Genomic DNA, 18,873 nt, shown 5'->3' on the forward strand with positions numbered 1-18,873 from the left:
CGACCGCCGGTCCGGCTGGTCGCGGCCGACGGGGTCGTGGTCGAGGCGACGACGGCCGGGGCGGGCGCCGACGCCCCGCCCCGCCCGACTCTGTCCGCGACCCGCATCGCGGACCTGCTGGGCCGGCCCCGGCCGACGCCGGAGCAGGTCGAGGTGATCGAGGCGCCGCTCGAGCCGACGCTCGTCGTCGCCGGGGCGGGCTCTGGCAAGACGGAGACGATGGCGGCGCGCGTCGTCTGGCTCATCGCGAACGAGCTCGTCGCGCCCGACGCGGTGCTCGGCCTGACCTTCACGCGCAAGGCGGCAGGCGAGCTGTCCGAGCGCGTCCAGGTGCGGCTCGCACAGCTCGCGCGCGCCCGCGGCGGCGCGTCGTCCGCCCTGTCGCTGCTCGACCGCCCGACGGTCGCGACGTACAACGCGTACGCCGCGTCGCTCGTCGGGGACCACGGCCTGCGCGTCGGCGTCGAGCCCGGCGCGCGGCTGCTGGGCGAGGCGCAGCAGTGGCAGCTCGCGTCCGAGGTCGTGGAGGGCTGGGACGACGACCTCGGCACGGACCGCGCGCTGAGCACCGTCGTCGCGGCGGTGCTCGGGCTGTCGGGCGCGCTCGGCGAGCACCTCCTCGAGCCCGCCGACGCGCGCGACCGCCTGGCCGCCATCGTCGAGCAGCTCGACGCGCTCCCGCTCGGACCGCGGCAGAAGGCCCGGACCAAGGAGGTCGAGAAGCTCGTCGGCGACGTCGCCGAGCGCGTCCGGCTGCTCGACGTCGTCGCGGAGTACCGGCGCCGCAAGCGCGCCACGGACTCCCTCGACTTCGGCGACCAGGTGGCGCTCGCGGCCCGGCTCGCGCGCGAGGTCCCGGTCGTGGGGGAGACGGAGCGGGCGCGGTTCCGCGTCGTCCTGCTCGACGAGTACCAGGACACGTCGCACGCGCAGGTCGAGCTCCTCGCGGGGCTGTTCGGCGGCGGGCACCCCGTGACCGCGGTCGGCGACCCGCACCAGTCGATCTACGGGTGGCGCGGCGCGAGCGCGGGCGGCCTCGCGCGGTTCCCCGAGCGGTTCCCGCGGTCGACGGGCGACCGGTCGGCCGTGCGCTTCCTGTCGACGTCGTGGCGCAACGACGCCGCGGTGCTGGCCGCGGCGAACGTCACCGCGGGCCCGCTGCGGGGGGCGGCGGGGGCGGGTGGCGGCGACCGGGTCGAGGTCCCCGCGCTCGCGCTGCGCCCGGGCGCCGGACCGGGCACGGTGTCCGCGCACGTCGCGGCCACCGCCGAGGAGGAGGCCGCGGCCGTCGCGGAGCTCGTCGCCGCGCGCTGGCGGCCGGCGAGCGCCCCGGGCGGGCGCGTCACGGCCGCGGTCCTGTGCCGCAAGCGCAGCCAGTTCGCCGCGGTCGAGGTGGCGCTGCGGCGCCGCGGCCTGCCGGTGGAGGTCGTGGGGCTCGGCGGGCTCCTGACGACGCCGGAGGTCGTCGACGTCGTCGCGCTCCTCGAGGCGGTGCACGACCCCTCGCGCGGCGACGCGCTCGTCCGTCTCCTCACGGGTCCCCGGCTCAACCTCGGGGCGGCGGACCTGCACGCCCTGGGCAGCCGCGCGGCGGACCTCGCGCGGCACGAGGGCGCGCTCGGGTCGCGCCGCCGCGCGGCGGCGCCGGCCGACGGCGACGGCGCCGAGCTCGTGGTCGTGGAGGGCGACGTGGCCGACCACCGCTCGATCGTCGACGCCCTCGACGACCTTCCCGAGCCGGGCGAGCCCGCCGCCGACGGCCGCACGCTCACGCCGCAGGGCCACGCCCGCCTGTCGGCGCTCGCCCGCACCCTGCGCGCGCTGCGCGGGCTCACGTACCTGTCGCTGCCGGAGCTCGTCGTCGAGGCGGAGCGCGCGCTCGGTCTCGACGTCGAGGCCGTCACGACCGAGGCGCTGCTCGCGTCGCGCCGGCTCGTGGACCCGGAGGCCGTGAGCGACCGCGCGCGCGAGCACCTCGACGCGTTCCGCGACGTGGCCGCGACGTTCACCCAGACGGCGGACGTCGTGACGCTGGGCGCGTTCCTCGCGTGGCTCGGGGTCGCGTCGACGCGCGAGAACGGGCTGGACCTGCCCGTGCGCGAGCCCGACCCGGACGCCGTGCAGGTCATCACCGCGCACGCCGCGAAGGGGCTCGAGTGGGACGTCGTCGTCGTCCCGGGGCTCGTCGACGGCGTGTTCCCGACGACGGCGCAGTCGTCCTCGGGAGTGCGCGCGGACAGCGGCTGGCTGACCGACGTGAGCCAGCTCCCGTACCCGCTGCGCGGCGACGCCGCCGACCTGCCGGAGTTCCGCTACGACCTCGCGTCGGACACCAAGGAGCTCGTGGCGCGGCGCGACGAGTTCCGGGCTGCGTGCGGTGAGCACCAGCTCGCGGAGGAGCGTCGGCTCGCGTACGTCGCGTTCACCCGGGCGCGCCGGGAGCTGTACCTCACGGCCTCGTGGTGGCAGACGGGCTCCCGCCCGCGCGTGCTCTCGCCGTTCCTCCTCGAGCTCGTGGAGTCCGGGGTCGTGGCGGCGGACGGCTGGTCGGCCCCGCCGGGGCCCGACGACACCAACCCGCTGGAGGACGTCGAGGTCACGGGGGAGTGGCCCGCACCGGACGACGCCCCCGACGGGTCGGCCCGCGCCGTCCTGCGCGACACCGCGGCGGCGGTCGAGCGTGCCGCCCTCGCCCGCGCGGACGGGAGCCGCCCAGCGGGGCTCACGGCGCCCACGGGCGTGCTCGTCGACGCCGAGGGACGCGACCTCGTCGCGCTCGCCCAGGTCCTGCTCGCGGAGCGGGCCGAGCGCTCGGGCCGGGAGGTCGAGCTGCCCGCGCACGTCTCGGCGTCGAGCCTCGTGCGTCTCGCGGCCGACCGCGACGAGTACGCGCTGCACCTGCGGCGCCCGGTCCCGGTCGAGCCCACGGTGCACGCGCGTCGCGGCACGCGGTTCCACCTGTGGGCCGAGCGCTACTTCACGACGTCGTCGCTCCTGGACGTCGAGGACCTCCCCGGCGCGGACGACGACGACCTCGACCCGGACGCGGACCTCGAGACCCTGCAGCGGACGTTCCTCGCGTCCGAGTGGGCGACCAGGACCCCCGTCGCGGTCGAGGTCGACGTCGAGACCCCGGTCGGCGGCACGGTCCTGCGCTCGCGCATCGACGCGGTGTTCCCCGAACGGCCCGAGCACGCCGGCGGGGCGCGGGACGCCGTCGTGGTCGTCGACTGGAAGACGGGACGGGCGCCGGCGGACCCCGCGGCGCGCGGCGTGCGCGAGGTGCAGCTCGCGGTCTACCGGCTCGCGTGGTCGCGGTGGACGGGGATCCCGCTCGACAAGGTGAACGCCGCGTTCTACTACGTCGCGTCCGACGAGACCGTGCGCCCACGCAGGCTCCTGGGCGAGGCGGAGATCGAGGCGCTGCTGACGGGCTGAGCGGCGGACCTGCCCACGGCCGACCCGTCGACGGGCGGGACCGCCTCCGGCGCGACCCGTGCCAGGACGCCCGGCCGGGTCAGTCGTCGGCGTCCTGCGTGGCGTCGTCCAGGTCGGCGAGCATGTCGAGCGCGTCGGCGACGACGTCGTCGAGCCCGTGGCGGACGCCGTGCAGGAGCCAGCGTGCGAGCGCGAGCTCGCCGACGAGCAGCGCGCGGTCCACGAGATTCTTGTCGGTGAGCTCGGTCCGGCGCAGCTGGTACGCCTCCATGATCGAGTCGATCGCCTCGGGCGGCGCGGAGACGAGCAGCCACGCGAGGTCGTCCGCCGGGTCCGCGACGCGCGCGCTGGCCCAGTCCGTCACGGCGACGACGCGCCCGCGCGCGACGAGGACCTGCTCCGGGCCGAGGTCCCCGTGCACGACGACCGGCTGGAACCGCCACAGCGACACGTCCTCGAGCGCCGTCTCCCAGCGTCGCAGGAGGGTCGTCGGCACCTTCCCGGTCGCCGCGGCCTCGTCGAGCTCCGCCATCCGCCGGGCGCGGTACTCCTCGACGTCGTACCCGGGCAGCCCCGCGTCGTCCACGATCGTGCGGGGCAGCTCGTGGATCGACGCGAGGACGCGACCGAGGTCGGCGGCGAGCCCCGGCCCGGGGCGCAGCGCGTCGACGTCGAGCGTCGTCCCGTCGAGCGCCGGGTGCACGATCGCGCGGCCGCCCTCCGGCAGGAGCGCGGTCCCGCTGATGCGGGGCACCGCGAACGACAGCACGCCGGTGTCGGCGTAGAGCTGGAGCGAGGTGAGCAGCTCCGCCTCGGCCTCGAGGGCGGCCCCGGCCTGGAGGCTGCGCGGGGCGCGCACGGTCCACCGGGCGCCCTCGGCGTCCGTCACGACGGCGGTGTCGTAGTCGCCCGGGTCCTCGACGGCCAGCGCGCTGCGGGCGTCGAGACCCGGCACGGCGGCGGTCGCGAGCGCGGCGAGGGTCAACGGAGAGCGAGGCACCCGACCACGGTAGTCGCTCCCCGCCCGCCGCCCGGGGCACCCACGCCGGTCGCGTGGCCTACGGTCGGAGGGTGACCACCCCCGCCACCCCGCCGTCGTCGGGCACGCTGCCCGTGACCGCCCTCCGCGACCTCCCGCTCCCGCTCGACGGCGCGGTCCTGGACCGCGCGGCCCACCGCCGCGGCGAGCCCGACCTCGTGGGGAGGCTGCGCGGCGAGGACACGACCCGCGTCGTGCTCGTCCACCGCGGCCGCCTCGCGCTCGCCGGTCCGAGCCCGGCGGACGGCGTCGCGCTGCTCGACCCGGCGACCCTGGCCGAGGTCGGTGCCGCCGCCGACGAGGACCAGGCGCGCTGGCTCTTCCTCGGCGAGGGGGACGGCACGACGTACCTGGCGCTCGTCCTGCCCGACGACGCCGACGCGGAGGAGGTCGACATCGAGGGCGTCGACGCCTCCGACCCGTTCGCCGTGCTCGCGCGCGAGCGGTCGTGGTCGGGGCTGCGCGAGCTCGTCGGCGGGCTCGACGCGCCGCTCGCGGGCCTCGCGACCGAGGCGGTCGCGCTCGCGGCGTGGCACGCGAACCACACCCGGTGCCCCCGGTGCGGCGGCCGGACGACGGTCGAGAACGGGGGCTGGACGCGGCGCTGCGTCGCGCAGGGCGTGGAGCTGTACCCGCGCACGGACCCGGCGGTCATCATGACGGTCGTGCACGGGGAGGGCGACGACGAGCGGCTGCTGCTCGGCCACGCGGCGCACTGGCCCGAGCGGCGCTTCTCGACGCTCGCCGGGTACGTCGAGCCGGGGGAGTCGCTCGAGAGCGCGGTGCGGCGCGAGGTCGCGGAGGAGGCGGGCGTCGTCGTCGGCGAGGTCGCCTACCGCGGGAGCCAGCCCTGGCCGTTCCCGGCGTCGCTCATGCTCGGGTTCGCCGCCCGGGCGCTGACGACCGCCCTGCACGTCGACGGCGTCGAGCTCACCGACGCGCGGTGGTTCACGCGCCCCGAGCTCGCCGCCGCCGTGCGCGCGCAGGAGGTGCTGCTCCCGGGCCGCGCGTCCATCGCGCGCTCGCTGGTCGAGGACTGGTTCGGCGACCGTCTCCCCGACGCCTGACCGCCCCCGACGTCGTGGGCATGGAAGGGGCCCGGTCCGGACGTCCGGACCGGGCCCGTTTCACGCCCACGACGGGGTGGGATCAGACGGCGAGGCGCTGCTTGACCTCCGCGAGCGACGGGTTGGTCGCGGCCGAGCCGTCGGGGAAGACGACGGTCGGGACCGTCTGGTTGCCTCCGTTCACCGACTCCACGAACTCCGCCGTGCCGGGCGTCTCCTCGATGTTCACCTCGGTGTAGCCGATGCCCTCGGAGTCGAGCTGCGTCTTGAGGCGGCGGCAGTACCCGCACCAGCTCGTCGAGTACATGACGATCGAGCCTGCGTCGGGAAGGGTCGGGGCGGTGCTCATCGAGGGCTCTCCTGGTGCGGTTCCGGGCGGCGCGTGCCGCGGGCGGTCGGTCGTGACGGTAACACCGGCGGCCTGCGCGCTGTTCCCGTCCAGAGCCCGTGCCACGCTCCGCCGACACCCCCGCCGACGCCCCCGCCGACGTCCTGGGCCGTGTCCGGCCGGCGCCCGCGTGTCGGCGACGCCTGCGAGAATCGCGGGTGATGTCCACACCACCGGTCTCACGCCCGCCGTCCCTGCGCACCGCCGACGAGATCCTCGACGCGCTCGACCCCGACCAGCGCGACGTCGCGGTCGCGCTGCGCGGCCCGGTCTGCGTGCTCGCGGGCGCGGGGACCGGCAAGACGCGCGCGATCACGCACCGCATCGCCTACGGCGTCCGCACCGGTGTCTACACCCCGACGAGCGTGCTCGCCGTGACCTTCACGGCGCGCGCTGCGGGGGAGATGCGCACCCGACTGCGCGAGCTGGGTGCGACGGGAGTCCAGGCACGGACGTTCCACGCGGCGGCGCTGCGCCAGCTCGGCTACTTCTGGCCCAAGGTCGTCGGGGGCGCGCCGCCGCGCATCCTGGAGCACAAGGCGCCGGTCATCGCCGAGTCGGCGCGTCGCCTCGGCGTGGGCGTCGACCGTGTCGCGGTGCGGGACCTGTCGTCCGAGGTCGAGTGGGCCAAGGTCTCGCTCGTCACCGCGGACGACTACGTCCGGGCGTGCGAGGCGATCGACCGCGAGCCCCCCGCCGGGTACGACCACCAGACGGTCGCGCGCCTCATCACGGCGTACGAGGACGTGAAGACCGAGCGGTCGGTCATCGACTTCGAGGACGTGCTCCTCATGCTGGGCGACATGCTCGCGACGCAGGGCGGCGTCGCGGACGAGGTGCGTCGTCAGTACCGGCACTTCGTCGTCGACGAGTACCAGGACGTCTCGCCGCTGCAGCAGTTCGTCCTCGACCAGTGGCTCGGGGGGCGCGAGGAGCTGTGCGTCGTCGGGGACCCGTCGCAGACGATCTACTCGTTCACGGGCGCGACGCCGCACCACCTCCTCACGTTCTCGCGCACCCACCCGGGCGCCCAGGTCATCCGGCTGGTGCGGGACTACCGCTCGACGCCGCAGGTCGTGAACCTCGCGAACCAGCTCCTCGCGCGCGCCGGGCGCGCGGGCGGCGCGCACCAGGCGCTCGAGCTCGTCGCCCAGCGGCCCGCCGGCCCCCCGGTCGCGTTCACCACGTACGACGACGACGAGGCGGAGGCCGCCGGCATCGCCCAGCGGATCTCGCGGCTCCTCGCGGCCGGCACGCGCGCGAGCGAGATCGCGGTCCTCTACCGCACCAACGCGCAGTCGGAGGCCTTCGAGTCGGCGCTCGCCGACGCGGGCATCGGCTACCTCGTCCGGGGCGGCGAGCGCTTCTTCCAGCGCAAGGAGGTGCGCGACGCGATCGTGCTCCTGCGCGGGGCGGCCCGGTCGGCCGACCCCGACGTCCCGATGCCCGAGACGGTGCGCGACGTCCTCGCCGCCGCCGGGTGGGCACCCGAGCCGCCCGCCGCGCGCGGGGCGGCGCGCGAGCGGTGGGAGTCCACGCAGGCGCTCGTCGCGCTCGCCGACGACGTCGCCGCGCTCGCGCAGGCGGCCGAGGGGCCCGCGCCGACGGTCGCGACCTTCGTGGCCGAGCTCGACGAGCGCGCCGCCGCGCAGCACGCCCCGACGGTGGAGGGCGTGACGCTCGCGTCGCTCCACGCGGCCAAGGGCCTCGAGTGGGACGCGGTGTTCCTCGCGGGCACGAGCGAGGGGCTCATGCCGATCTCCCTCGCCGAGACGGACGAGGCGATCGCGGAGGAACGGCGGCTGCTCTACGTGGGCATCACCCGGGCCCGCGAGCACCTGGAGCTGTCCTTCGCCCGGTCGCGGAACCCCGGCGGTCGCGCGACGCGGCGCCGGACCCGGTTCCTCGACGGGCTGTGGCCGGACGAGCCGGGAGCCCACGGCACGCGCCGTCCGCGCTCCGGGCAGGCGAAGCTGCGGCTCACGGGGGAGTACGACCGCGAGCTGTTCGAGAGCCTGCGCGAGTGGCGGCGCCAGGTCGCGCAGGAGACGGACAAGCCGGCGTTCACCGTGCTGGTGGACAGCGCGCTCGCGGCGATCGCCGAGTCCCGGCCCACCAGCACGGCCGCCCTGGCCCGCATCAACGGGCTCGGGCCGGCGAAGATCGAGCGGTACGGCGCGACGATCCTGGACATCGTGGGCCGCGCGGAACGGTGACGCGGAGCCGTTCTCGGGCTCCCAGGAGGGTTCGAGAAACTCGTCGAAGAAATTCCCGTAAATAAGTTGTGCGTCCCGCGACGCGCGACATATGGTCGACGAGTCCTGTTGGAGAGGGGCGCGCCGGGAGGCGGGCCTCGAACGGAGAGAGGGGGTGGGAAAGCTGATGAAGAACCAGATCGCCATGGCGAACCTGCTGGATAACGCGTCCGTCTACACGGGCACGCCAGGAGGACTCCGTCCGCGTGCAGCCGCGCACCGCGGCGGCACCTTCGTCGCCCGCCCCGCTCCCGACTCCGCCTCCAGGACATCTCTGGTCTGACCGACCAGAACCTTCCAGGCCGCGGAGTCCGTCTCGGACCCGTGGCCTTCGTGTTCTCCAGAGCACGTCTGCCGATGAGGATCACCGGTCTCTCCCGTCCTTCCTACGGACGGGGACCGCTGTCCTCAGGTCCTGTGACGACGACGTTCACACCCACGACAGGACATCACTGGAGGACATCGTGCGGCTCACCGCGCTGCTCGACAACATCACTGCCCAGGGCGGATCCGGCCCCTGGGTCCCCCACCAACCGCTGGCCACGCCCCTCGGCGAGCAGGACTCCGCGGAGTTCGACCGCCTCCTCGCGGGCCTGCTGCCCTGCCGCACCAACGACCCGGAGCTCTGGTTCGCCGAGCGGTCCGCCGAGGTCGAGGAGGCCAAGGCCCTGTGCCGCACGTGCCCCCTCGTCGAGGGCTGCCTCGCCGGCGCGATCGAGCGCCGCGAGCCCTGGGGCGTCTGGGGCGGCGAGGTCTTCGTGGACGGCGTCGTCGTCGCGCGCAAGCGCGGCCGCGGCCGTCCGAGCAAGGCCGAGGTGCTCGCCCGTGAGGCCGAGCGCCAGGCGCAGGAGGCGTCGCGCGTCGAGGCCGGGGCGTCAGTCGGCGCCTCGACGGCGGCCTGACATGGTGAGCGACGCCCCGTCCGGGGGCGTGCGCGCCAGCTCGTCGCACCCGCAGCGCGGGTGGCGACCCGTCTCGCGCAGCCGCGGCACCGCATCGGGAGCAGGGATCTCGATGCGGGCCGTGGCTGCGCGGGGCACCAGCCCGTCCAGGGCTGCCAGGACCTGACCGAGCGCGACCGCGGCCGCCGAGGCCGCGAGCGACGACTCCTCGGCCGCGCGCACGCGCCCGTCGCGCAGCTGCCGCGCCAGCTGCGGCCAGCACGGGTCCGCGTCGGCGTGGTGCAGGTCCACGCACGTCAGGCACGGGTCGAGGCCCGGCCGGACGAACGGTCCGACGACGACGTCGGCCTCGCGCACCACGACCGACAGGTGCGCCACCCCCTCTCCCACGAGCCGCCCGACCCGCTCCGGGTCCGCCGCGCCGTGCTCGACCACGACCACGACGTCCGGGACCCGGCCCCGTGCTCCCGTCACCCGGTCGTCAACCGGGGCGCCGGCGCCCGCGCCTGTGCCCGCGGTGACGACGACCCCGGGCGCCACCTCCTCGACGAGCCGCCGCACCGCGGTCTCGCGGGGCGTCCCGACGTCGCGCAGCCGGTACGCGCCCACCCCGACGTCCGTGGCGAGGACCGTGCCGCGGTCCTCCAGGACGACCGTGCCCACCCCGGCCGTCGCGAGGTGCGCGGCGAGCGCGGCCCCGACCCGCCCCAGCCCGACGACGGCGACGGTCGCCCGGGCGCGGGACGCGAGGACCCGGTGCCCCGCGCCGTCGGGCCGCAGCGCCGAGAGCACGCCCACGTCCGCCGCGCCGTTCCCCGGGGCGGGCGAGACGGGGCGTCGCCGACGGGCGGGGACGAGCAGGTGCGCCTCCTCGAGGAGCCGGACGAGCGCGGCGCGCCGGCCGGGCGCCGTGGGCGGGCCGGCCGCGTCCCCGTCGGGACGCCGGGCCGCCGGCGACGCGAGCGCGCGCAGCCACTCCTCCTCGCCGGGCTCGAGCCCGGCGAGCCGGACCGACCACCGTGGGTCGGTGCCGACCTGCACCTCGCCCGGGCCGCGCCGCAGCAGCGGGGCCTCGGGCCGTAGCACGCGTCGTCGCTGCACGTGTCCTCCGCGGGTCGTGGGGCGGGCGGCGCGCTCGGCCGCCCGCGGTCAGCGTGGCACGGAGGCGACCCCCGACCCGAGTTGTCCACAGGCAGACCTCGACGACGCTTCGCAGGCGGTTCCTTGACCGGCAGCACAGCTCCCCGCGACGTCTGCTCGACCGTGCGGTGCGGAAATCCGCACCGCACGGCGTGGGCCCCTGCCGTTTCGTGGCGAGAACCACTACGGTCTGAGCGTGGTCCGGGAGACGATCGTGGAGGTTCGGCGCAGCCGCCGACGCAAGAGCACGGTGAGCGCCTACCGCGACGGCGAGCGCACCATCGTGGCGATCCCGGCGCGCTTCACCCGCGCGCAGGAGCGGGAGTGGGTCCAGCGCATGCTCGACCGCCTGGCCGACTCCGAGCGGCGGCGACGCCCCTCCGACGACGAGCTCGAGCGCCGCGCCGTCGAGCTGTCCGAGAAGTACCTCGACGGCCGCGCGCACCCGACGAGCGTGCGCTGGTCCGGGAACCAGGACCGGCGGTGGGGGTCGTGCACCCTCATCGACGGGACGATCCGCATCTCGACCCGCGTGCGGGGGATGCCCTCGTGGGTGCTCGACTACGTGCTGCTGCACGAGCTCGCCCACCTGCTCCACGCCGGCCACGGCCCGGGGTTCTGGAAGCTGCTCGAGTCGTACCCGCGGACGGACCGGGCGCGCGGCTTCCTGGAGGGCTTCTCGTTCGCGCGGGACGCGGAGCTCGAGCCCGACGGCGACGAGCCCGGCGCCCCCGAGGGAGACGCCGGGCTCGCGGCCGACGGGTCGTCCGGCACCCCCTGAGGGGTCGGGCGCCCCTGAGGGCGCCGGAGGCTCAGCGCTCGCCGCTACCCGCGTCCGTCGGCCCGTCGTCGGTCGTGTCGTCCGTCGACGCGCCGTCCGCCGTGCTGCTCGGGGGCTCGGCGTCCCCCGTCCCCTCGGCGGCGCGGAAGATCTCCTCGAGCGCGCGGTCGACGTCGGCCTCCTCGATGCGGGTCACGGCACGCCGGCTCTCGTAGCCCGCGGGGTCGTCGAGGTCGGTCGCGTCGGGCAGGAGGTCGGGGTGGTCCCAGACGCCGTCGCGGGCGCTCGGGCCGGACTGCGCGGCGATGAGCGCCCACAGGGCCGCCGCGTCGCGCGAGCGACGGGGACGCAGCTCCAGCCCGACCAGGGTCGCGAACGTGTGCTCGGCGGGACCGCCCGCGGCACGCCGGCGGCGCAGCATCTCGCGCAGCGGGACCGCGTGCGGCAGGTGGGGGAGGGCCGCGGCTGCCGTCACCTCGTCGACCCAGCCCTCGACGAGCGCGAGCGTCGTCTCGAGCCGCAGGAGCGTGGCCTGCTGCTCGGGAGTGTTCTGGAGCCCGAAGACGCCGCCGGACAGGGCGCGCTGGAGGGCGCCCGTGTCGGTGAGGTCGACGTCGGAGAGCTGCGACTCGAGCGCGGACAGGTCGATGGTGATGCCGCGCGCGTACGCATCGACCAGGCTGCGCAGGTGCCCGCGCAGCCACGAGACGTGCGTGAAGAGGCGCGCGTGGGCCGCCTCGCGGAGCGCGAGGAACAGGCGGACCTCGTCCGCGGGGGCGTCCAGCCCCTCGGCGAACGCCTCGACGTTCGTCGGCAGGAGGACCGTCCCGGGCTGGTCGAGCAGCGGCAGCCCGACGTCGGTGGCCCCGAAGACCTCGCGCGACAGCGTCCCCGCCGCCTGGCCCACCTGCATGCCGAAGACGGCCGCGCCGAGGCGCTGCATGAGCGCCGCGGGGTCGCCCGGCATCCCGAGCGCGCCGGCGGGGAGCCCGGGCACCTGGCCCGGGAGCGTGAACCCGACCCCGGGCAGCGCCGACGGGTCCTCGCCGAGGCCCTCCGGGAGCTGGTCGCGCAGGACCGTCGCGAGCGCGTCGGCCACCGACGCCGCGACGGGCGCGACGAGCTCGTTCCACGCCGGGAGCGTGTGCTCGACCCACTCGGACCGGCTCCAGGCCTGGGCACGTCCGCCCGACGGCGGGAGGTCGGTGACGGCGTCGAGCCACAGCTCGGCCACGGACAACGACTCCGTCACGGCGCGCTGCTGCGCCGCCGTGACGGAGGGGTCGCCCTCGGCGACGGCGACCTGGCGGGCGACGTCGTGCGAGACGTCCGTGTTCACCGGGCCGTCGCTCGGCGTCGACAGGAGCCGCTGGACCTGCGCGAGGACGTGCTGGAAGAGCTGGGGGTCCGCCGCGCCCCCGGCGGCGAGCGCCTGGGGGTCGAGGCCGCGGGCGCGCAGCTCGCGCAGCGCCTCGTCCGCGTCGGGTCCGAGCATCGAGCGGAGCAGCTCCTCGAACCGCGGGTCGAAGGGCGTGTCGTCGTCCGGTCCGGGCGTGCGGTCGGGGGGAAGGCTGCTCATGGCGACTCCTCACGGTAGCGTCGGTGATCACCGTAACCACGATCGACCGCCGAGAACGGGGGCTGGGCCATGTCCGAGGGCCGGGTTCGCTCACGGCGCAGCGACGCGGTCCCGGGCGGGGGACGACCGCCGGGCGACCCGGGGGAGGCCCCCCGGTCCGAGCCCGTGAGGCCGCCGGGAGAGCCCGTCGTGGTCGTCGGCGTCGGGCAGGTCGCCGGCGCGGTACGTCGCGGGCTGGGCGCCGCCGACGCGTCGCCCGTCGACCCCGAGGGGTGGCCCGACGGCGCGCGCCGGCTCGTCGTGGTCGCCCCGGCGGGGGAGTTCGGGGCGCCGCGCGCGAGGACCGACGCCGAGCAGCGCGCCCGGCTGGCGCTCCTCGGGAGGCGCGCGGGCGAGGCCGCGGTCGCGGCGGGGATCGAGCACGTCGTCGCCGTGACGTCGGCCGCGGTGCACGGGGCGACGCCCGGTCGCGCGGTGATCGAGGACGACGACCCGGTCGCCGTCGACGACGGACCGGGGTTCGCGGGGGACGTGGCCGCGTTCGAGGACGCGCTGCGCGAGGCGGTGGGCGGGGTGCCGCTCGGGCTCGTGCGGCCGACCGTCGTCGTCGGGCCGGGGATCGACACGCTCCTCACGCGGCACTTCGAGGCCCCGCGTCTGCTCACCGTCCGCGGCGGGGAGCGCACGTGGCACCTCGTGCACGTCGAGGACGTCGTCGCCGCGGTGCGCGTCGCGGTCGACGGTGGGCTCGTCGGCGGTCTGACGGCCGGCCCGCTGCGCGACGGGCTGCCCGACGCGCTGGACTCCGAGACGGTGGCGGCGGCGGCCGGCCTGCGCACGGTGCAGCTCCCGCCCGCGACCGCGTTCGGCGCCGCCGAGCGGCTGCACCGCGTCGGGGTGCTGCCGTCGCCGGCGAGCGACCTCGCGTTCGTCGTGCACCCGTGGTCGGTCGCGGCCGGGCGCCTGCACGACGCCGGGTGGACGCCGGCCTGGTCGGGCGCGGCGGCGCTGGAGGTGCTGCTCGCGGAGGTGCGCGGCCGGGTGGGCGTCGCGGGGCTCCGGTTCGGCGGTCGTGACGCGGCGGCCCTCGGCGCCGCGGGAGCGGCGGTCGCGGTCCTGGGGACCGCGGCGGTCTGGCGTCAGGCGCGGTCGCGCCGCCCCTGACGGTGCGCCGTCGGGTGCCGGTCGGCAGCGCCCGGGACGAGTGGGCGCGGTCGGCAGGGAGATCCCAGCATCCTCGGGGATGATGTCCCGGTGAGCGACGCCCCCTCCTTCGACGCCCTCCTCACGGAGGACGAGCACGTCCCGCCGCCCGTGACCCGACGGTCCCTGACGTTCGGCATCTCCCTGCTCGCGACGACGCTGCTCGTCGCGGGCCTCGCGATCCTGCCCGCGCCCTACGCGGTGCGGTCGCCGGGGCCCACGGAGGACACGCTCGGCGAGCAGGACGGCACGCCGCTCATCTCCATCACGGGCGCCGAGACGTTCGACTCGACGGGGGAGCTGCGCCTGACGACGGTCTCCGTCGCGGGCGGACCCGGCTACCCGGTGAACCTCGGTCAGGTCGTGCAGGGCTGGTTCGACCGGTCGCGCAGCGTGCGTCCGGTCGAGGAGGTCTTCCCGACGGGCCGCACCAAGGAGGAGACGGAGCAGCAGGGCCAGGCCGAGATGATCTCCTCGCAGGAGAACGCGACGGTCGCGGCGCTCACCGAGCTCGGGTACGAGGTGCCGGCGACGCTCACGGTCGAGGCGGCGGTCCCGGACAGCGGGTCGGACGGGGTCGTCGAGCCGGGCGACGTCATCGTCGCGCTCGACGGCGCCCCGGTCCCGACGTACCAGGACCTCATCGACGGGCTGGCCGCCGTCGACCCGGGCGCCGACGTCACCCTCGGCGTCCTGCGCGACGGCACGGAGACCGACCTCACGGTGACGACGACCGACGGCGGTGACACCGCGCTGCTCGGCGTGTTCATCGACCCGACCTTCGACTTCCCGGTCGACGTGTCGATCCAGATCGAAGACATCGGCGGCCCGAGCGCCGGGACGATGTTCGCGCTCGGCATCGTCGACCAGCTCACGCCCGAGGACGAGGCGAACGGCGTCGTCATCGCGGGCACGGGCACCATGAGCGTCGAGGGGGACGTCGGCCCGATCGGCGGCATCCAGCAGAAGCTGTACGGCGCCCTGCGCGACGGCGCGACGTGGTTCCTCGCGCCGCAGGCCAACTGCCCGGAGGTCGTGGGCAACGTGCCGGACGGCCTGCACGTCGCGGCGGTCTCGACGCTGGCCGACGCCCGCGCGGCCATGGAGGCGATCGGCGCGGGCGAGGGCGACTCCCTCCCGACGTGCGAGGCGCGCGGCTGACGGGCGCCGCTCGCGTCAGTCCTCGAGCGTGGCGCGCAGCGCGGTGACGAGTCCCGGGACGAGGTCCGGGCCGCCCGCGACGTCGGTCGCCGAGTCGTGCGCGCGCGACCGGACCGCGCACCAGGCCGGACCGTCCCGCAGCACCCCGACGGCGAGGCGCACGTCCTGCCGGTCCGGGTGCGACGTGAGGTAGTCGAGCGCGGCGTCGGGGTCGTCGGGCACGCCCTCCTCGGCGGCCGGGGGCAGGACGATCCGCTCGACGACGAGCGCGGCGCCGTCGACCGTGGCGGGCCACGCGACGCGCGCGAGCCCGTCCTCGAGGTCGCCGTCCACGGCGAAGCCCTCCTGCTCGATCGAGAGCAGGTGGTGCGGGTCCGCGGTGGCCGCGGCGACGACGTCGGGCGGCAGGCGGTCCGCGAGCGTCGGGTCCGCCGCGAGCGCGCCGGCCGTGGCGACGAGCGCGAAGAGCCGGGGCGGGGCGTCCCAGCCGGCGTCCGCCGCGTGCACCTCGATCTCGTGGACGGCGAGCGCGAGGGCGTGCTGCGGCGTCGGGCCGCCGGGCGCGACCGGGTCGGGGCCGGAGCCGGGTGCGGGAGCGGGGGAGGGAGCGGCGTCGTCAGGCTGGGGCATGCCCCCATGGTCCCCCATCGCGCCGTCCGGCGGCGGACGGTCGGCGACCGACGTGACGTCCCCCACGAGGCCCCGGACCGTGGGAACCTTGGGGGAGGACCGGGCGTTGACCCCGGTGCACGCCCGAGCCACGACCGAAGAGGTATACCCACCGTGTCATTCGCCGCAGCGCCCCGCCGGCCGTCCCCCGGGGCGCGGCCCGCCCGGCGCCGGAGCCCGATCGGGATCGCGATCGCCGTCGTCGGCGCCCTCGTGGTCCTCCTGCTCCTGCTCGCCCAGTTCTGGACCGAGGTGCTGTGGTTCCGGCAGCTCGACTTCGCGAACGTCCTGTGGACGCAGTGGGGCGCGCGCATCGCCCTGTTCGTCGGCGGGTTCCTCGTCATGGGCGGGCTCGTCTTCCTGTCCTTCTCGATCGCGTACCGGTCCCGGCCGATCTACGCGCCGTCGACGCCCGAGCAGGCGACGCTCGACCAGTACCGCGAGGCGATCGAGCCGCTGCGCAAGGTCGTCATGATCGTGGCGCCCGCGCTCGTCGGCTTCTTCGCCGGCGCGGCGGCGGCGTCGCAGTGGCAGACCGTCCTGCTCGCGCTCAACTCGGTCCCGTTCGGCACGACGGACCCGCAGTGGGGCATCGACCTGTCCTTCTACGTCTTCACGCTGCCGGCGCTCCGGTTCGTCGTGAGCTTCCTCATGGCGGTCGTCATCATCGCGGGCATCGCCGCGGTCGCGACGCACTACCTGTACGGCGGGCTGCGCATCGGCGGCGGCTCCGACGCGGGCCCGCGCACGACGACGGCCGCGCGCGTCCAGCTCTCGGTGACCGCCGCGCTCCTCCTCGTCCTCATCGGGGCCAACTACTGGCTCGACCGGTACTCGATCCTCACCTCGGGCGGCGCCAAGTTCGACGGCGCGTCGTACGCCGACGTGCACGCGGTGATCCCCTCGAAGGCGATCCTCACGGTCGTCGCGCTCTTCGTCGCGGCGCTGTTCGTCGTGACGGCGGTGCGCGGCAACTGGCGCCTCCCGGCGATCGGCGTGGGCCTCATGGTCGTGTCGGCCATCGCCATCGGCGGCATCTACCCGAGCGTCGTCCAGCGCTTCCAGGTCACGCCGAACGCGCAGGACTTCGAGGAGGAGTACATCCAGCGCAACATCGACGCGACGAAGGCCGCGTACGGGATCGACCAGGTCGAGACCGAGCAGTACAACGCCAAGACCGAGGCGGAGGCGGGCGCGCTGCGCGAGGACGCCGACACCACGGCGTCGATCCGCCTGCTCGACCCGGAGATCGTCAGCCCCTCGTTCAGCCAGCTCCAGCAGAACAAGCAGTACTACCAGTTCTCGAGCTCGCTGTCGGTCGACCGCTACACGATCGACGACGAGAGCCGCGACACCGTCATCGCGGTGCGCGAGCTCAACCAGGACGGTCTGGGCGCCGACCAGCGGAACTGGGTCAACGACCACACGGTCTACACGCACGGCTTCGGCGTCGTCGCCGCGTACGGCAACCAGATCGGGCCCGACGGCCGCCCGGCGTTCTACGAGGGCTCGATCCCGTCGACGGGCGCGTTCACCGACGCGGGCGGCTACGAGCCGCGCATCTACTTCTCGCCCGAGGCGCCGCAGTACTCGATCGTCGGCGCCCCCGAGGGCCGCGACGCGTGGGAGCTCGACTACCCCGTCGACGACGAGGGCGGCCAGGTCAACAACACCTTCCCGACGCAGGACGTCCAGGCGGGCCCGAGCGTCGGGTCGTTCATGAACAAGGTGCTGTACGCGCTGAAGTTCGGCTCCGAGCAGATCCTCTTCTCCGACCGCGTCACCGAGGAGTCGCAGATCCTCTACGACCGCAGCCCGCGCGACCGCGTCGCGAAGGTCGCCCCGTACCTCACGCTCGACGGGCGCGTGTACCCGGCGGTCGTGGACGGCCGGGTCAAGTGGATCGTGGACGGCTACACGACGTCGAACGCCTACCCGTACTCGACGTCGGAGTCGCTCGAGGACTCGACGCGCGACTCGCTCGTCGCGGCGAACTCGGTCGAGGCGCTCGCGCCGCAGCAGGTGAACTACATCCGGAACTCGGTCAAGGCGACCGTGGACGCGTACGACGGCTCGGTCGACCTGTACGCGTGGGACGCCGAGGACCCGGTGCTCCAGGCGTGGACCCAGGTCTTCCCGAGCTCGGTCAAGCCGATCACGGAGATCTCCGGCGACCTCATGAGCCACCTGCGCTACCCCGAGGACCTGTTCAAGGTGCAGCGCACGCTGCTCGCGAGCTACCACGTGGACGACGCGAACGAGTTCTTCTCCGGCCAGGACTTCTGGCGCAGCCCGGAGGACCCGACGGCGAGCGGTCAGGTCAAGCCGCTGCAGCCGCCGTACTACCTCACGCTCCAGATGCCGAGCCAGGAGGCGCCGACGTTCTCGCTCATGTCGACGTACATCCCGGGCGGCGGCTCGGACCGCAACATCCTCACGGGCTTCCTCGCGGTGGACGCGGAGCCGGGCAACGAGGCGGGAGTGCGGTCGGAGGACTACGGCACGCTGCGGCTCCTCGAGCTGCCGCGCAACGCGACGGTCCCCGGACCGGGTCAGGTGCAGAACAACTTCAACACCGACCCGACCGCCGCCGACGGCCTGCTGGCGCTGCGGCGCGGTGACTCGACCGTCATCAACGGCAACCTCCTCACGCTCCCCGTGGGTGGCGGCCTGCTGTACGTCCAGCCGGTCTACGTGCAGTCGACGGAGGGCACGCGGTTCCCGCTGCTGCGCAAGGTGCTCGTGTCCTTCGGTGACGAGATCGGCTTCGCCGACACGCTCGACGAGGCGCTGGACCAGGTGTTCGGCGGCGACTCGGGCGCGAACGCGGGCGACGCCGACGGCGGGGTCGAGACCGAGGTCCCGGACCAGCCGGCCGACGGCGAGACCACCGCCCCGGGGACGACGGACCCCGGCACCGAGCCGCCGGCCACCGAGGAGCCCGCGCCGCCGGCCGACGGCGGCACGGTCGACGGCGGCGCCCGCGCCGAGCTCGACCAGGCGCTGCGCCAGGCGCAGCAGGCCATCGAGGAGGGCCAGGCGGCGCTCGCGGAGGGTGACTTCGCCGCCTACGGCGAGGCGCAGGACCGGCTGCAGCAGGCGCTCGAGGCGGCGCTCGCTGCGGAGCAGTCGCTCGACACGGACTCGTCGGGCGGCTGACGAGGACCTCGCGCCGACGCGACGGACGACGGGCGGGTCGGGACACCTCTCGGGGGTCCCAGCCCGCCCGTCGTCGTGCCGGAGTTGTCATT

The 18,873-nt window shown here is 75.7% G+C and carries 14 protein-coding genes; 9 read left to right on the forward strand and 5 right to left on the reverse strand.

The annotated features are described in order from the left end of the window. The first annotated feature begins 36 nt into the window (after window positions 1–36). Window positions 37–3,438 carry an ATP-dependent DNA helicase gene (locus tag ABRQ22_RS19615; RefSeq protein WP_353709588.1) on the forward strand — a complete coding sequence of 1,134 codons (3,402 nt, stop codon included), beginning with the start codon at window positions 37–39 and terminating at the stop codon, window positions 3,436–3,438. Between the two features lie 79 nt (window positions 3,439–3,517). On the opposite strand, the gene ABRQ22_RS19620 is transcribed toward ABRQ22_RS19615, so the two are convergent. Next, the gene (locus tag ABRQ22_RS19620) at window positions 3,518–4,438 is read right to left on the reverse strand and encodes a phosphotransferase (RefSeq protein ID WP_253050939.1); all 921 of its coding nucleotides are present in this window, start codon (window positions 4,436–4,438) and stop codon (window positions 3,518–3,520) included. A gap of 71 nt (window positions 4,439–4,509) precedes the next feature. Here ABRQ22_RS19620 and nudC point away from each other — a divergent pair, with 71 nt between their 5' ends. Next, window positions 4,510–5,544, forward strand: coding sequence for an NAD(+) diphosphatase (gene nudC, locus ABRQ22_RS19625; protein WP_353707897.1), 1,035 nt, complete (start codon window positions 4,510–4,512; stop codon window positions 5,542–5,544). 82 nt (window positions 5,545–5,626) lie between these two features. Here the strand turns inward: nudC and ABRQ22_RS19630 are convergent, their stop codons facing one another. Further along, on the reverse strand, window positions 5,627–5,893 hold the full coding sequence (locus ABRQ22_RS19630; protein ID WP_047233411.1) for a mycoredoxin: 267 nt from the start codon (window positions 5,891–5,893) through the stop codon (window positions 5,627–5,629). Window positions 5,894–6,093: 200 nt separating this feature from the next. On the opposite strand from ABRQ22_RS19630, the gene ABRQ22_RS19635 reads away from it, so the two are divergent. The 3 genes from ABRQ22_RS19635 to ABRQ22_RS19645 all read left to right on the forward strand — a co-directional run bounded on the left by ABRQ22_RS19635 (window position 6,094) and on the right by ABRQ22_RS19645 (window position 9,089). Then, window positions 6,094–8,148 carry an ATP-dependent DNA helicase UvrD2 gene (locus tag ABRQ22_RS19635; RefSeq protein WP_353707898.1) on the forward strand — a complete coding sequence of 685 codons (2,055 nt, stop codon included), beginning with the start codon at window positions 6,094–6,096 and terminating at the stop codon, window positions 8,146–8,148. Window positions 8,149–8,314: 166 nt separating this feature from the next. After that, window positions 8,315–8,470, forward strand: a complete 156-nt coding sequence (locus ABRQ22_RS19640; protein WP_353707899.1) for a hypothetical protein — start codon at window positions 8,315–8,317, stop codon at window positions 8,468–8,470. A gap of 253 nt (window positions 8,471–8,723) precedes the next feature. Then, window positions 8,724–9,089, forward strand: a complete 366-nt coding sequence (locus ABRQ22_RS19645) for a WhiB family transcriptional regulator (RefSeq protein WP_253051433.1) — start codon at window positions 8,724–8,726, stop codon at window positions 9,087–9,089. On the opposite strand, the gene ABRQ22_RS19650 is transcribed toward ABRQ22_RS19645, so the two are convergent. Next, window positions 9,063–10,190 (reverse strand): ThiF family adenylyltransferase, encoded by a 1,128-nt coding sequence (locus tag ABRQ22_RS19650; RefSeq protein ID WP_353707900.1) that lies wholly within the window; start codon window positions 10,188–10,190, stop codon window positions 9,063–9,065. The genes ABRQ22_RS19645 and ABRQ22_RS19650 overlap by 27 nt on opposite strands. A 235-nt stretch (window positions 10,191–10,425) precedes the next feature. Between ABRQ22_RS19650 and ABRQ22_RS19655 the strand changes: the two genes are divergently transcribed. Then, window positions 10,426–11,010 (forward strand): YgjP-like metallopeptidase domain-containing protein, encoded by a 585-nt coding sequence (locus tag ABRQ22_RS19655; RefSeq protein ID WP_253050944.1) that lies wholly within the window; start codon window positions 10,426–10,428, stop codon window positions 11,008–11,010. Window positions 11,011–11,041: 31 nt separating this feature from the next. Here ABRQ22_RS19655 and ABRQ22_RS19660 read toward each other — a convergent pair whose 3' ends face one another. Continuing rightward, a complete protein-coding gene (locus ABRQ22_RS19660) occupies window positions 11,042–12,589 on the reverse strand; it encodes a zinc-dependent metalloprotease (RefSeq protein WP_353707901.1) in 1,548 nt (515 codons plus the stop codon). Window positions 12,590–12,754: 165 nt separating this feature from the next. On the opposite strand from ABRQ22_RS19660, the gene ABRQ22_RS19665 reads away from it, so the two are divergent. After that, window positions 12,755–13,753: a nucleoside-diphosphate sugar epimerase gene (locus ABRQ22_RS19665; RefSeq protein ID WP_353707902.1), complete on the forward strand. Its 999-nt coding sequence runs from the start codon at window positions 12,755–12,757 to the stop codon at window positions 13,751–13,753. 90 nt (window positions 13,754–13,843) lie between these two features. Next, complete coding sequence (locus ABRQ22_RS19670) at window positions 13,844–14,953, forward strand: PDZ domain-containing protein (protein WP_253050947.1); 1,110 nt, start codon at window positions 13,844–13,846, stop codon at window positions 14,951–14,953. A 15-nt stretch (window positions 14,954–14,968) separates the two neighbouring features. On the opposite strand, the gene ABRQ22_RS19675 is transcribed toward ABRQ22_RS19670, so the two are convergent. Continuing rightward, complete coding sequence (locus tag ABRQ22_RS19675) at window positions 14,969–15,583, reverse strand: PPA1309 family protein (RefSeq protein WP_353707903.1); 615 nt, start codon at window positions 15,581–15,583, stop codon at window positions 14,969–14,971. 153 nt (window positions 15,584–15,736) lie between these two features. Between ABRQ22_RS19675 and ABRQ22_RS19680 the strand changes: the two genes are divergently transcribed. Continuing rightward, complete coding sequence (locus ABRQ22_RS19680) at window positions 15,737–18,781, forward strand: UPF0182 family protein (protein ID WP_353707904.1); 3,045 nt, start codon at window positions 15,737–15,739, stop codon at window positions 18,779–18,781. Window positions 18,782–18,873: the final 92 nt, after the last annotated feature.

This window comes from Cellulosimicrobium sp. ES-005 (assembly GCF_040448685.1).
Classification (GTDB): Bacteria; Actinomycetota; Actinomycetes; order Actinomycetales; family Cellulomonadaceae; genus Cellulosimicrobium; species Cellulosimicrobium cellulans_G.

Bases quoted from the DNA above. Each gene is read 5' to 3' on its own strand.
- ABRQ22_RS19640 (WP_353707899.1), top strand. From the start codon at position 8,315: ATGAAGAACCAGATCGCCATGGCGAACCTGCTGGATAACGCGTCCGTC.
- ABRQ22_RS19675 (WP_353707903.1), bottom strand. From the start codon at position 15,583: ATGCCCCAGCCTGACGACGCCGCTCCCTCCCCCGCTCCCGCACCCGGC.
- ABRQ22_RS19660 (WP_353707901.1), bottom strand. From the start codon at position 12,589: ATGAGCAGCCTTCCCCCCGACCGCACGCCCGGACCGGACGACGACACG.
- ABRQ22_RS19635 (WP_353707898.1), top strand. From the start codon at position 6,094: ATGTCCACACCACCGGTCTCACGCCCGCCGTCCCTGCGCACCGCCGAC.
- ABRQ22_RS19630 (WP_047233411.1), bottom strand. From the start codon at position 5,893: ATGAGCACCGCCCCGACCCTTCCCGACGCAGGCTCGATCGTCATGTAC.